Below are 13,088 nucleotides of genomic sequence, written 5' to 3'. Positions count from 1 at the left end.
CCTTTAATGTTGTTCCTTCATGCCGAGTTTTGCTTCGATTTCCGAAACCCGCAATTCCAAAAGCTTGGAGATTCCTTCATCCTGCATGGTCACGCCGTACAGTACGTCGGCTTCTTCCATGGTGCCACGGCGATGCGTAATGGCGATAAACTGTGTATTCTTGGTCATGCGCCGCAGGTAAGCGGCAAACCGGTCGACATTCACGTCGTCGAGCGCGGCCTCAATTTCGTCCAGAACACAGAACGGGGGCGGGTTTACCTTCATGATCGCAAAATAAAGCGCGATCGCCACCAAAGCTTTTTCCCCGCCGGAGAGGGATTCCAGGTGCGTAATGATTTTGCCCGGAGGCTGAACGGAAATATCAATTCCGCTATTTAAAATATCTTCCGGATCGCAGAGGGAAAGCTCCGCGGTACCGCCGTCAAACAGTTCCCGGAAGGTACTCTTAAAGTTTTCATTAATCTGCTGAAAACGGGCAAGGAATAAATCGTGCATCTGATGGGTGAGATCGCCGATCAGTTTTTTCAGTTCTTCGCGGCTCTTTTCCACATCAGCAACCTGCGCGGTCATAAATTCGTAGCGCTCGGAAACCTCTTTGTACTCTTCCACTGCGGCCACATTGACCGTACCCAGCGCCTTGATCTTATTTTTCAGCTCGTTCAGCCGTTTTTGCGCCTGCATCGGATTTTCAATTTTCGTGCCGACTTCTTCCGCTTCGCGGCGCGTTAATTCATATTCTTCCCACAGGCGGCTGATTATTTCATCGTATTCTTTTTGCAGGTTTTCTTTGCGCTCCTCCAAACGGGCAAGCTCGTGGCCGATTTTCTCTTTTTCGTCCGATTTCTCATGCTCTTTCGCGCGCAGTTCAACCGACAGGCGCTCGTACTCCATGCGCTTCGCGTTCAATTCTTCGATTTGGCCGCTGCATTTCCTGGCCGTTTCACGCATATTCTGCGCTTCCTGCCTCAGATTTTCAATTTGCCCGGAAAGCCGGGTACAGTCTTCCTGCGCGGCCTTGATCTCTTCTTTTAACGACTGCGTCTTCCCCGCGTGATCGAGCTTGCGGCGTTCAATTTCCGCAATGCCCGCGCGCAGCGATTCCACGTCTTTCTGGGCGGATAAACAGGCCATCCGGGTTTCCTGCAACTGAGCGTTCAGCCTGTCCGCCGTCTGATTCAAATCGCCGCGGCTGCCGCTGATTTCATCAAGCTCCGCCTGCACGGCCGCCTTCTTTTGCGAAATTTCCTGCGCCCTTGCCTGCGCGGCTGTCTGCGCTTCTTTCTGACGGTTCAAGCGGACATTGGCCGTTTTATTTTCTTCCTCCAGGGTATGGATATCCTTCCGGGCGGTTGCCAAATCCGCAGCCATCCTGCCGCGTTCCGCGTCAATTTTAAAACGGGTTTCCTGCGCGGTGGCAAGCTCGCCCTTTGAAGCGGATAGCGACGCCTCGGCGGCGGAGACCTCTTCGGCTGCGGATTTAAGAGCCGCCGCGGCTTCCTGCGCCTTCGCCTGAAGCTCGGCAGCCTGCGCTTTTATCCGCTCGATTTCCGAAGCGCGGCTGAGAAGCCCGGAGTTTTTGGCAAGCGAGCCGCCGGTCAGCGAACCGCCCGCGTTGACGACCTGGCCGTCCAGCGTAACAATACGGAAATGATAGCCGTAACGCTTCGCAATGGCAACGGCGCTGTCCAGATCTTCCGCGACGGCGATGCGGCCCAGAAGGGAATTTAAAATTCCCTTGTATTTTTCATCACAACTGCAAAGTCCGCCCGCGGTACCGATATAGCCCGGGCATTCTTCCAAGCCCGCCTCCTGTAGCTCCCTTCCGCGAATGGTGGAAAGCGGTAAAAAGGTTGCGCGGCCGGAATCGCGCTGCTTTAAAAGCTGGATGGCGCGTTTCGCATCCTGCTCGTTGCCGACGACAATATTCTGCATTGCCGCGCCAAGCGCCGTTTCAATCGCTACGGCGTACTGTGGCGGCACCTTGATCAAGCGGGAAACCGGCCCGTGGATTCCGCTGATCGTACCGCGCCCCGCTTCCTTCATGACGATCTTGACGCTTTGCGAGAATCCTTCCAGATTGCGCTCCAATTCCTCGAGCAGATGGGCGCGGCGGGAACGCTCCTGCGCGTCCAGATGCAGGGTGTCGCTCTGTTTCTTCAGTTCTTCCATTCGCCTGCGGCGCGTTACAAGCCGCATTTCATAGCCTTTAACCGAATTCGTAAGCGCGTTGATGCGCTCGTCGGCTTCGGTCAGATTCTTTTTCGCTTCTTCTTCCGCTGTCCGCAACTGATCAGCCTGAAGTTTTTTGGAACGAACCGATTCCGTAATCTGGGAAATTCTGAGCCGGATTTCGGCAATTGAGGAAGCGGCGGTCATTTCTTCAACCTTCGCCTCGGTCGCCTGCGCGGTAAGTTCGGTAATCCGATGCGTACAATCGTCGATTTTTTCCGCCGTCTCGCTCATATTCTTCCGGATTTGCCCGATCTGTTCTTCGTATTCTTCCGACTGTACGTTTTTATCCTTTATGTATTGGCTTTTTTCTTCAATCTGCCTGTTTTTTTCAAGGATATCCCGGTCCATATCCTGACCGGAAAGATTGCTTTCCTCGATTTCTCTTCGGATACGCTCGATATTCTCGTTATGATGAAGAATATCGTTTTGCAGAACGGAGGCTTCTCCGTCCTTCTTGGCGGCGCTTTCTTCCAGCCCCGCCGCCTGTTGGCGGATTTCGTCCACCTTTGCGGTGCACTCGCCCGATTTGCTGTAATTTTCTTCAATCTGCTGATCAATACTGTTCAGTTCCTGCTCGGACGCTTCATGCTGGTTTCTGGCGATGAGGATTTTGTCCTCATGTTCCCGCAGAATCTGTCCGGATTTCTCAAGCGTATTGAGCCACAGGCCAATCTCAAGCGTTCGCTTTTCGCCGGCCAATGTAAGATACATTTCCGCTTTTTCCGCCTGTTCCTTTAAAGGGCCTACCCGGCTCTCCAGTTCGGAAAGGATATCGTTCAGCCGGAGCAGGTTATCCTGCGCCTGATTCAGCTTGCGTTCGGATTCCTCTTTGCGGTAGCGGAAACGGGAAATACCGGCGGCTTCCTCGAAAATTTCGCGGCGGTCTTCGGAACGCGCGGCGACGATGCTGTCAATCTTGCCCTGTCCGATAATCGAATACCCATCGCGGCCCAAACCGGTATCCATGAACAGCTCGTTGATATCTTTCAGCCGCACCGCGGCCTTATTGATTAAATATTCGCTGTCGCCCGAACGGTAGTAGCGGCGGGTAACGGCGACACTGTCCCCGTCGAACGGAAGCTGGCGCCGGGTATTGTCAATATTCAGCGTAACTTCAGCAAATCCCTGCGCCTTGCGCACGGGAGTACCGTTGAATATGACGTCCTCCATTTTTGTACAGCGGAGTACGCGGTTGGACTGTTCACCCAGAACCCAGCGCACCGCGTCGCTGATATTGCTTTTTCCGCTGCCGTTCGGGCCGACGACCACTGTTATTCCGTTGTCGAAGCTGAGCGTGGTTTTGTCCGGAAATGTCTTAAATCCCTGAATTTCCAGTGATTTCAGCAGCATATACTCACCCCAGTTTTTCTATCGTAAAGCGGTTTTCCTCTACACCGGTATCCTGTACCATCCGGGTCGGATATCCCAGCTCGTTAAGCGCATGCAGATTGCTTTTCTTCTGTCCCAGCGCCTTTGAAATTGCTTTCGGGTTCACCTTTATGATTAAATTGCCCTTCGGCACATGATTGCCTTTCAAATAATCCATGATTTTCTGAAGGATGCGGGCGCTTTCGCACAGTTCGCGGAAAGCCGGATGCCACGGCCCCGCGAGCATGTCCCGTTTCAGTTCCGGGGAATCATGCAGCCCGAGCCGGATGACCGGAATGCCCTGTTCTTCAAAATAATCAAGCAGCCGGGCGCAGAGCGCTACGGTTTCGTCCAGACTCAGCGTTCGGTACTCTCCCCTGAGGTATCGTTCCCCCAGTTCGGTGTCGCGCATGATGATCGTCGGGTAGATGCGGACGTTATCCGGGTGCAGTGCCGCCAGTTTTCGCGCCGTCTGCATGCTTCCTTCTGCGGTATCGCCGTAAAGGCCCGTCATCATTTGAAGGCCGAGAGTGAAAGAATAGGACTGAATCCGTTTCGCCGCGTCTTCCACCTGCTTTTCCGTATGACCGCGGCCGTTCAGCGCCAGCACACGGTCATCCATACTCTGCGCGCCCAGTTCAATGGCGGTTACTCCGTATTCTTTTAATATCTCTAAGATTTCAGAATCAATATAGTCCGGTCTTGTGGAAATCCGGATTCCGGCAAATGTTCCGTCCTTTACGAACGGCGCCGCCGCTTCCAACAGCGAAATCATATAGCTTCGTTCAATCGCGGTAAAGCTTCCGCCGAAAAAGGCAATTTCCGCGTTCTTTGTTTCATCCCGAAGGCTGGCCTTTGCAATTTCAACGGCATTTCGGACATCCTGCGGGGAAGGCTGCGACTGCCGCCCGGTAATGCTTTTCTGATTGCAGAAGCTGCATTTGTGGGGACAGCCGTTATGGGGGACAAAAAGCGCAACGTTTGCGTGCTTCAATAGCCCATCAGCTCCAGCGCTTCGCGGGCGGCCTGCTGCTCCGCTTCCTTTTTGCTGCGTCCGCCTCCCTTTCCGATCACATTGCTGTTCAAATGCACCTCGACCGTAAAATGTTTATCATGGTCGGGGCCGGATTCCCCGGTCAGTGCATATTCCAGATGCTCCTCGGGATTCTGCTGGATAATCTCCTGAAGCGCCGTCTTATAATCCTTAAATGCCTTCGGTTTTGCCGACTGCATCAGCGGAAGCACAAAGCGAAGGATAAATTTGCGCGCTTCCTCCATTCCGCCGTCCATATAGATTGCCGCGATAATCGATTCGAAAGCATCGGCAAGAATGGACGAGCGGGTACGCCCGCCGGAATTTTGTTCCCCGTGGCTTAAAAGCAGGTATTTTCCCACATTGAGCTGGGTGGAAAAACCGCAGCACGCTTTTTCACAGACCAGCGCGGCTCTTTTTTTGGTCAGGTCGCCCTCCGGCAGATCCGGAAAATGCTTGAATAAATAATCCGCGACCACAAGCCCCAGAATGGAATCGCCCAAAAATTCCAGCCGTTCGTTACTCCCCCCGGGCGCCTTGGTTTCATTAGCATAGGAGGAATGGGTGAGCGCTGTTTTAAGATAGCTCTGATCCTGAAAATGATAGCCTAATTTCTCTTCTAATTCTTTCATAAACATATGCTCCCATAGCGAATGAAGTTTTATTCATCGTCCTCCGCGGATTCCTGCCCGTGACTTTCCCGGTAACTCGCAACAGAACCGGCAATTTCGCTCACCACGTCTCCGTCCACGTAGGCTTTTGTAAGCCGCAGAGCGTTATAGAATGTTTTCGCCTTCGCACTTCCGTGCGCTTTAAAAACAGGTTTCGCACAGCCCATCAGCGGAGCGCCGCCGTACTCATTGTAATCCATGGTTTTCATAAGCGCTTTTATATCTTTTAATAAGATAGCAGCCGCCATTTTATTCAGGGCACTCTTTGTAAAAATCTCCTTTAGTTTACCCAATAATAAAATTGCAACGCCCTCATACGTTTTCAAAAACATATTGCCTGTAAAGCCATCGGCTACAACAACATCCGCGGCGTCGATCGGAACGTCGCGCGCTTCCACATTTCCGATAAAATTCAGATCCGTTTTTTGCAGCATCGCGTAAGCTTCGTGCTGCAATTCGCCGCCCTTATGCTCTTCGGTGCCGATATTCGCAAGCGCAACACGCGGATTCGGAATTTTCATGACCTTTTGCATGTATATGGAGCCCATTACGCCGAACTGGCACAGCATTTCCGGTTTGCATTCCACATTCGCGCCGCTGTCGATCAGCATAAAGCAGCCGTCTTTTTTCGGAATTATCGGGGCAAAGGCAATCCGTTTAATCCCCTTGATCCGCTTAACCAATAGGGTTGCCCCCACAACAAGGGCGCCGCTGTTTCCCGCGGACAAAAACGCGTCGCCTTCCCCCGCCGCCAGACGGCGAAGGCCTTCCGCCATAGAGGAATTTGTTTTTGATTTCATGATTTCTCCGGCGTGGTCTTCCATGGTAATGACATCCGGTGCGTCAATAATTTCCATGCGGTTCAGAGAAATATCGTTCTCCTTCGCCACACGCAGGATTTCCTCCTTGCGTCCGGTAAGCAGGATATCGATATCCAGTCCGTCAACCGCCTGGGCGCATCCTTTTAAAATTTCGAGCGGGGCATTGTCACCCCCGAAAGCATCCACTATGATTTTCATTCGTAACACCTCTAACTTCTTGATAACCCAAATTCAACTATAATTTGTTCCAAATCCTTCAGCGCGCGTGCCGAAAAGGCCGCATAACGCTCTTTTTTATCACGAACAGGGGATTCCAGCGCCGGCATAATTCCAAAATTCGCTCCCATCGGCTGAAAATCCGCCTCACCGCCGGATGCGACGTAGCGGCTCAGCGAGCCGATCATCGTGGTTTGCGGCAATGTCACCGTACTCTGCCCCTTCATCCGCCGAACCGCGTTGAGCCCCGCCATGATGCCGGAAGACGCCGATTCCATGTATCCTTCCACGCCGGTAATCTGACCGGCGAAGAACAGGTTCGGGTTGGAGCGCAGGCTGTAATCGGATTGAAGAACCTTCGGCGAATCAAGGAAGGTGTTTCGGTGCATTACTCCGTATCGTGTAAATTCGGCGTTTTCCAAGCCCGGTATCATCCCGAAAACCCGCTTTTGCTCTCCGAATTTCAGATTCGTCTGAAACCCGACCAAATTATAAAGCGTGCCGTTTCTGTCTTCACGCCGCAATTGCACAACCGCCCACGGACGGTGCCCGGTTCTGGGGTCCCGCAGGCCAACAGGCTTGAGCGGACCGAAACGGAGGGTATCCTTCCCGCGTCCCGCCATAACCTCCACCGGCATACAGCCCTCGTAAACCTTTGGGCCGGCGGCGTCAAACTCATGGACCGGAGCGCGCTCGGCGGATACCAGCGCGTCGTAGAAACGTTCATACTCTTCTTTGTTCATCGGGCAGTTCAAATAGGCGTCGTCCTCGCCTTTTCCGTAGCGGGAAGCGGCAAAGATTCTGTCAATTGCAAGGCTTTCCGCGGTTACAATCGGCGCGGCTGCATCGAAAAAGCTGAGGCTTCCGCCGCAAAAAGAAGAAATCTGCCCGGCAAGCGCGTCGGCGGTCAAAGGTCCCGTTGCAATAACGGTCATCCCATCCTCCGGAATATCCTTTATTTCCTCATGATGGATATGAATCAGCGGATGTTCCGCGATCTTTTTGGTAACGGCTTCGGAAAAAGCGCTGCGGTCAACGGCAAGCGCCCCGCCCGCCGGTACGCGGCAGGAATCCGCGCAGGGCATCAGGAGGGAGCCGAGCCGCCGCATTTCTTCTTTTAAAAGACCCGCCGCGCTTTCCACCCGCTCGGCCTTTAAGGAATTTGAGCAGATCAGTTCGGAGAAATTCGGGCTGTGATGTGCCGGCGAGTACTTTTGGGGCTTCATTTCATAAAGTTCCACTTCTACGCCAGCCTGTGCGATCTGCCACGCGGCTTCGCACCCGGCAAGACCGGCTCCGATCACTCTGATACTCATTCTTCCTCCGTCTTTTCGTAACCGCAGTCCGGCGTAATGCAGTAGTACTTGGGATGTTTCCCCTTTTTCTTCAAAAGGGTCTTGCCGCAGCGCGGGCATTTTTCCAGAGTCGGTTCATCCCAGGAGATAAAATCGCAGTTCGGATATTCCGAACATCCGTAAAAAATCCGTCCCTTTTTGGATTTTTTCACAATGACCTTGCCGCCGCACTTCGGGCATTCGGCGCCGTTTTCCTGCACCAGTTTTTTAATATTCTTACATTCGGGATAACCGGGACATGCGATAAATTTGCCGTACCGCCCGGTCTTAATAACCATTTTGCGGCCGCATTTCTCGCAGATGATATCGGTTTCATCTTCCTTGAGCTGGATTTTTACACCCTGCATATCTTCTTTTGCCTGTTTCAGGGTCTTTTCAAAATCGCCGTAAAAATCATGGAGCGTCTGTACCCAATCGGTTTTGCCGTTTTGAACGCTGTCCAGATCGTTTTCCACCTGCGCGGTAAACTTTACATTTACGATTTTCGGAAACCGTTCTTTCATCAGCTTGGTCGAGACCTCGCCGAGTTCTGTGGGTTTCAGGGACTTGCCGTCGCGCGCTACATATTCGCGGCCCGTAATGGTTGAAATGGTCGCGGCATAGGTGGAAGGACGTCCAATCCCGTTTTCTTCGAGCGCCTTGATCAGGGAAGCTTCCGTGTAGCGGGCGGGCGGCTGCGTAAAATGCTGATTTCCGAGAATTTCTTTCAGCTTTAACAGCATATCCTTTTCAAGCGGAGGAAGGGTTGCTTCTTTTTCCGTTTCCTCGTCCTTGCCTTCCACATAAAGAACGGTAAAGCCGTCGAACGTAACGGTATAGCCGGAGGCCTTGAAGATATAATCCTTTGCCTGAATATCGGCCTGTGTGGTGCTTTGTATGCAGTTCGCCATCTGGCAGGCAATAAAGCGCTCCCAGATCAGCTTATACAGTTTATACTGGTCGTTGGAAAGGCTGTCTTTCACCTTATCCGGCGACAGCTCCGGCATGGAGGGACGGATGGCTTCATGGCCGTCCTGCGCATTCGCCTTGGTTTTAAAATGGCGCGGGGTATCGGGAAGATATTTTTCGCCCCAGCGATTCTTGATATATTCGCCCGCGTCGCGAATGGCGTCTTCCGACAAACGCAGGGAGTCGGTTCTCATATACGTAATCAAACCGACCGCGCCCATCTCTCCGATTTCAATACCTTCGTAAAGCTCCTGCGCGGCTTTCATCGTGCGCCGGGCCTGAAAACCAAGCCTGCGCGAGGCTTCCTGCTGCAACGTGGAAGTAATAAACGGCGGAGCAGGGGATTTTTTGCGCGTGCCTTTTTTCAGTTTCACAATGCGGTATTCCGCGTCCTGCAAGTCGGCAAGAATTTTATCGGATTCTTCCTTGCTGGATATTTTCATTTTTCCTTCGGTATTGCCGTAGAAAGTCGCGCCGAACACCTTGCGGGAACCCTGCGGGTTGAATTTGGCGTCGATTGTCCAATATTCTTCCGGAACGAAAGCGCGGATTTCCTCTTCGCGGTCAACAATCAACCGCACCGCTACGGACTGCACGCGCCCGGCGGAAAGACCTCGGCGGATTTTCTGGGAAAGGAACGGGCTTAGTTTATAACCAACCAGACGGTCCAGTATACGGCGGGCCTGCTGCGCGTTGACAAGATCAATGTCAATACTGCGCGGATTTTCCATCCCCTTTGAAACGCCTGTTTTTGTAATTTCATTAAAGGTTACCCTGTTGTTATCCTGAATGTCCAAACCCAGGATATACGCAAGATGCCATGAAATCGCCTCTCCCTCGCGATCAGGGTCGGTCGCGAGAAAAACGGTATCACTTTTTTCGGCTTTATCCTTCAACTCCTGAACAAGTTTTTCTTTTCCTTTTATAATATCATATTTGGGTTTAAAATCATTTTTTACATCAACGCTCAGACGGTTTTCCGGTAAATCGCGAACATGACCCATGGATGCGATTACGTCATAGCCCGAGCCTAAAAACTTCTTGATTGTTTTGGCCTTGGCCGGTGATTCGACAATCACTAGCTTTGACATGGAAATCACCTCATATTTCGTTATTTCATTATTTAAAATGCAGAATTCTTATTCAAAAGGGAAACCCACCATAAAGGAATCATAAACATTGTTAAAACCCGCCGCATGAATCGGCAGTTTTTAACAATATTCAGCCCGGCAGGCTGTAGCGCCGGCCGGAATAGGACCGGATGCAGTCGGAAAGCTCCAGCTCCGTTACGGCGGTTAACAGCCGCGGGGTCGGAATGCCCGTCTGCTTCTCCAAATCGGAAATATGGCACGGCTCCTCCGTAAGCGCGGCATAAAGGGATGCCGCGTCCGCGGAAAGATTTTCCGGCAGTTTCACCGTATTCGGCCGTGTAACCTCCGGTTCCGGGTTTGCCGGATCCGGCAGAATCACATTGGCTCCGATATCATTTAAATTAATTTTATCGGGAAAACGGTAAAGATATTCTTCTAATATTTCACCCGCGTTGGAAACCGGCTTCGCGCCGGATTTGATCAGGTTGTTTACCCCCTGCGAAACAGGGCTGTAAATTCCGGAGGGAACGGCGAAAACATCCCTTCCCTGCTCCAGCGCGCATTGGGCGGTAATCAGCGAGCCGCTTTTGCCCGCGGCTTCAATCACCAGTGTGCCCAAAGCAAGGCCGGAAATAATCCGGTTCCGGATTGGAAAATTGGAATTCACCGGCTGGGTGTGCGGCGGATATTCGGAAAGAACGGCGCCGGAAAGGGAAACGGATTCGCGAAGCGAGGCATTGCTCATCAGATAATTGTAGTCAATGCCGCAGCCGAGCACGCAAACCGTTTTGCCCCCGGCCTGCAGGGCGCCCTTGTGCGCCGCCGTATCAATTCCCAGAGCGCCGCCGCTGACGATGACGGCGCCCAGCTTCGCCAGTTCAAAGGCAAAAGACCGCGCCGCCGTGATCCCTGTGGCGGTCGCTTTTCGCGTACCGACAATAGCGATCGCGGGAATGGACGAAAAATCCGGCAACGTGCCTTTTACATAGAGGGCGCAGGGCGGATTATGAATCTGCCGGAGCGGTTCCGGGTAGTCTTCGCAGTCGGGTGTAAGAACCTTTTGGCCTATTTTTTCCGTGTATTCAATTAAAGCCGCGGCATCTGAAACGGAATAAGCGCTGAGCTTTCCAAGTTCATTCTGGGTAAAATATCCCTCTAAAAGCCAGCTTTCCCTGCCTGCGGCATAGAAATGTTCCAGATTATGGTAATTGGTAAGGATGCGGTTCTGCTTGGAGCTTCCCGCTCCGAGCGCATGCTGCAGCCAAACCCAGTATGCCCTTTTATTGACGGCCAACGGAAACGCCTCCAGACTCTTTGCGCATCATTTCCCACATCAGGATGGCGGCGGAAGCAGACGCATTGAGCGATTCCGCTCTTCCAAGCATCGGAATTGTCACCCTGCCCGAACAGGCTTCAATCGTTTCCCCCGTAAGCCCGTTCCCCTCATTGCCCACAAGAAGCACGGTGGGATTTTGAAAATCAACAGCGGTTACTTTCTGCGCCGCGGCGTCCGGAACGGCTGCAAGACAGACGAATTTCTTTTGACGCAGCAGCTTTACGGCAGAAGGCATGTCGGGGGCGAGAAAAAAGGGCAGACGGAATACGGCGCCCATACTTGCGCGCAGCACCTTCGGGGAATATACGTCACAGCAGTTTCCGCCCAGAATCACCCCGCCGATTCCCAGCGCCTCCGCCGTACGCAGAACCGCGCCGAGGTTGGCGGGGTCCTGAATATTTTCCAGCGCAAGATAATGACGGCCGGGATGAATGTCCTCAAGCGTGCGTGCTTCGCCGCTCATTTTACAGACGCAGAAAACACCCTGCGATGTTTTTGTTTCGGACAAAAGCGCGGCAACGTGGGGCGCTATCTCGTAAACAGCCTGTGCGGAAACGGCAACGGCTGCAATATATTCCTCATATTTCTCTTTTGCCTGCGCGGTATAAAAAAGGGTTTCCACCCTTACCCCGCTTTTAGCGGCGTCGCGGCAGAGCCGCGCGCCCTCAACGAGAAACAATCCCTGCTCCCTGCGGGCTTCCGCGCTGGTGCAAAGCCGGGCGGCTTGCTTTATCATCTCATTTTTACGGCTTGTAATTTGGTCGGGCATTCTGTTCTCTCCATATAAAATTTGCGCCCGGGCATCTTCCGGGCGCAATTACAGCTTTTTATAGTGCTGCCTTCGCTTTTTCAATCAGGCTCTTGAAAGCAGCTTCGTCGGCAACAGCGATTTCCGCAAGCATTTTGCGGTTCAGGGTAATGCCCGCTTTTTTAAGTCCGTTCATAAATACGGAGTAGCTGACGTCGTTTGCACGGCATGCAGCGGAAATACGGGTAATCCACAGACGGCGGAAATCTCTTTTTCTGGCTTTACGGCCGATAAACGCATAATTTCCGGATTTCATAACAGCCTGTTTGGCCATTTTAAAATGTCTGCTCTTGGAACCCCAGTAGCCCTTCGCAAGCTTTAAAACTTTCTTTCTTCTTTTGCGCGTCATCGTCGCGCCCTTTATACGTGCCATTCTATTACCTCCAATAAATGGTTATTTTTTATTTCGACTCATTCTTATTTATAAGGAATCAGTCTCTTAACTTGCACCACATTCGTCTTGTCGGCAACAGTGGTTTTCCTGAGTCCTCTCTTGCGTTTGGTCGTCTTCTTGTTCAGGATGTGTGATTTATTCGCATGGCCGCGAATAACCTTTCCGTTTTTAGAAAGCTTGAAGCGCTTTTTTGCGCCTGAATGTGTCTTAATTTTAGGCATGGTATTGTCCTCCTTGTTTATGATTACTTAGCGGGTTTGGATGCAAGGAACATAAGCATATTCCGTCCCTCTAACTTTGCCGGCTTTTCCACATTGGCTATTTCGCTGAGGGCCTCGGCGAAATTTCTCATAATGACATAGCCCTGCTCCGGATGTCCCATTTCACGTCCGCGAAAGCGGATAGAAGCTTTTACTTTGTCGCCATCCTTTAAGAAGCGGGTTGCGTGACCTACTTTCGTATTAAAGTCGTGTGTGTCAATGTTCAAAGATAAACGAATCTCTTTAATGTCGACTATGCGCTGATTTTTCTTCGCTTCTTTTTCACGCTTCGCCTGCTCAAATCGATATTTGCCGTAATCAATAATCTTGCACACCGGCGGCACGGCTTGCGGTGCGATTTTTACAAGATCAAGATTCTGCTCAAACGCTTTCTGCAAAGCCTGAGCCGAAGACATCAGCCCAAGCTGGGAACCGTCCGAACCAACAACACGCACTTCTCTGTCACGAATTTCCTCATTAATCTGCAGTTCCTTGTTGCTAATTGTTAAGCACCTCCAAAACACGTTGTTCATTTAAATAATAAAGCGCGGGCCG

11 protein-coding genes are annotated in these 13,088 nt (G+C 52.0%); all 11 read right to left on the bottom strand.

Annotated elements, in window-relative coordinates; all coding sequences use genetic code 11:
* Window positions 1-3 precede the first annotated feature (3 nt).
* On the bottom strand, window positions 4-3,582 hold the full coding sequence (smc, locus tag OUY18_RS10135) for a chromosome segregation protein SMC (protein WP_268058667.1): 3,579 nt from the start codon (window positions 3,580-3,582) through the stop codon (window positions 4-6).
* A 4-nt stretch (window positions 3,583-3,586) separates the two neighbouring features.
* Window positions 3,587-4,594, bottom strand: a complete 1,008-nt coding sequence (locus tag OUY18_RS10130) for an elongator complex protein 3 (protein ID WP_268058666.1) — start codon at window positions 4,592-4,594, stop codon at window positions 3,587-3,589.
* Entirely contained in the window at window positions 4,591-5,265 is a 675-nt protein-coding gene (gene rnc, locus OUY18_RS10125; RefSeq protein WP_268058665.1) for a ribonuclease III, read from the bottom strand. Before rnc ends, OUY18_RS10130 begins: the two co-directional genes overlap by 4 nt.
* A 29-nt stretch (window positions 5,266-5,294) precedes the next feature.
* Window positions 5,295-6,323, bottom strand: a complete 1,029-nt coding sequence (gene plsX, locus OUY18_RS10120; protein ID WP_268058664.1) for a phosphate acyltransferase PlsX — start codon at window positions 6,321-6,323, stop codon at window positions 5,295-5,297.
* 11 nt (window positions 6,324-6,334) lie between these two features.
* A complete protein-coding gene (gene trmFO / locus OUY18_RS10115) occupies window positions 6,335-7,657 on the bottom strand; it encodes a methylenetetrahydrofolate--tRNA-(uracil(54)-C(5))-methyltransferase (FADH(2)-oxidizing) TrmFO (RefSeq protein ID WP_268058663.1) in 1,323 nt (440 codons plus the stop codon).
* Window positions 7,654-9,735, bottom strand: a complete 2,082-nt coding sequence (gene topA, locus OUY18_RS10110) for a type I DNA topoisomerase (RefSeq protein WP_268058662.1) — start codon at window positions 9,733-9,735, stop codon at window positions 7,654-7,656. The genes trmFO and topA overlap by 4 nt, the downstream gene beginning before the upstream one ends.
* Window positions 9,736-9,865: 130 nt before the next feature.
* The gene (gene dprA / locus OUY18_RS10105; RefSeq protein WP_268058661.1) at window positions 9,866-11,029 is read right to left on the bottom strand and encodes a DNA-processing protein DprA; all 1,164 of its coding nucleotides are present in this window, start codon (window positions 11,027-11,029) and stop codon (window positions 9,866-9,868) included.
* Window positions 11,016-11,840, bottom strand: a complete 825-nt coding sequence (locus OUY18_RS10100; protein WP_268058660.1) for a TrmH family RNA methyltransferase — start codon at window positions 11,838-11,840, stop codon at window positions 11,016-11,018. The genes dprA and OUY18_RS10100 overlap by 14 nt, the downstream gene beginning before the upstream one ends.
* A 58-nt stretch (window positions 11,841-11,898) precedes the next feature.
* Window positions 11,899-12,252, bottom strand: a complete 354-nt coding sequence (rplT, locus tag OUY18_RS10095) for a 50S ribosomal protein L20 (RefSeq protein WP_268058659.1) — start codon at window positions 12,250-12,252, stop codon at window positions 11,899-11,901.
* 44 nt (window positions 12,253-12,296) lie between these two features.
* The gene (rpmI, locus tag OUY18_RS10090; protein WP_268058658.1) at window positions 12,297-12,494 is read right to left on the bottom strand and encodes a 50S ribosomal protein L35; all 198 of its coding nucleotides are present in this window, start codon (window positions 12,492-12,494) and stop codon (window positions 12,297-12,299) included.
* 23 nt (window positions 12,495-12,517) lie between these two features.
* Window positions 12,518-13,066, bottom strand: coding sequence for a translation initiation factor IF-3 (gene infC / locus OUY18_RS10085; RefSeq protein WP_268058657.1), 549 nt, complete (start codon window positions 13,064-13,066; stop codon window positions 12,518-12,520).
* Window positions 13,067-13,088 lie beyond the last annotated feature (22 nt).

It is taken from the genome of Caproiciproducens galactitolivorans, from assembly GCF_026672255.1.
GTDB lineage: Bacteria > Bacillota > Clostridia > Oscillospirales > Acutalibacteraceae > Caproiciproducens > Caproiciproducens galactitolivorans_A.
Note: the sequence above shows the minus strand (reverse complement) of the source record. Positions and strands in the feature narration are given on the sequence as shown.

Excerpts from the sequence above, each read along its gene's own strand:
- smc (WP_268058667.1), bottom strand. The coding sequence starts at position 3,582 with ATGCTGCTGAAATCACTGGAAATTCAGGGATTTAAGACATTTCCGGAC.
- rnc (WP_268058665.1), bottom strand. The coding sequence starts at position 5,265 with ATGAAAGAATTAGAAGAGAAATTAGGCTATCATTTTCAGGATCAGAGC.
- plsX (WP_268058664.1), bottom strand. The coding sequence starts at position 6,323 with ATGAAAATCATAGTGGATGCTTTCGGGGGTGACAATGCCCCGCTCGAA.
- trmFO (WP_268058663.1), bottom strand. The coding sequence starts at position 7,657 with ATGAGTATCAGAGTGATCGGAGCCGGTCTTGCCGGGTGCGAAGCCGCG.
- topA (WP_268058662.1), bottom strand. The coding sequence starts at position 9,735 with ATGTCAAAGCTAGTGATTGTCGAATCACCGGCCAAGGCCAAAACAATC.
- OUY18_RS10100 (WP_268058660.1), bottom strand. The coding sequence starts at position 11,840 with ATGCCCGACCAAATTACAAGCCGTAAAAATGAGATGATAAAGCAAGCC.
- rplT (WP_268058659.1), bottom strand. The coding sequence starts at position 12,252 with ATGGCACGTATAAAGGGCGCGACGATGACGCGCAAAAGAAGAAAGAAA.
- rpmI (WP_268058658.1), bottom strand. The coding sequence starts at position 12,494 with ATGCCTAAAATTAAGACACATTCAGGCGCAAAAAAGCGCTTCAAGCTT.
- infC (WP_268058657.1), bottom strand. The coding sequence starts at position 13,066 with ATGAACAACGTGTTTTGGAGGTGCTTAACAATTAGCAACAAGGAACTG.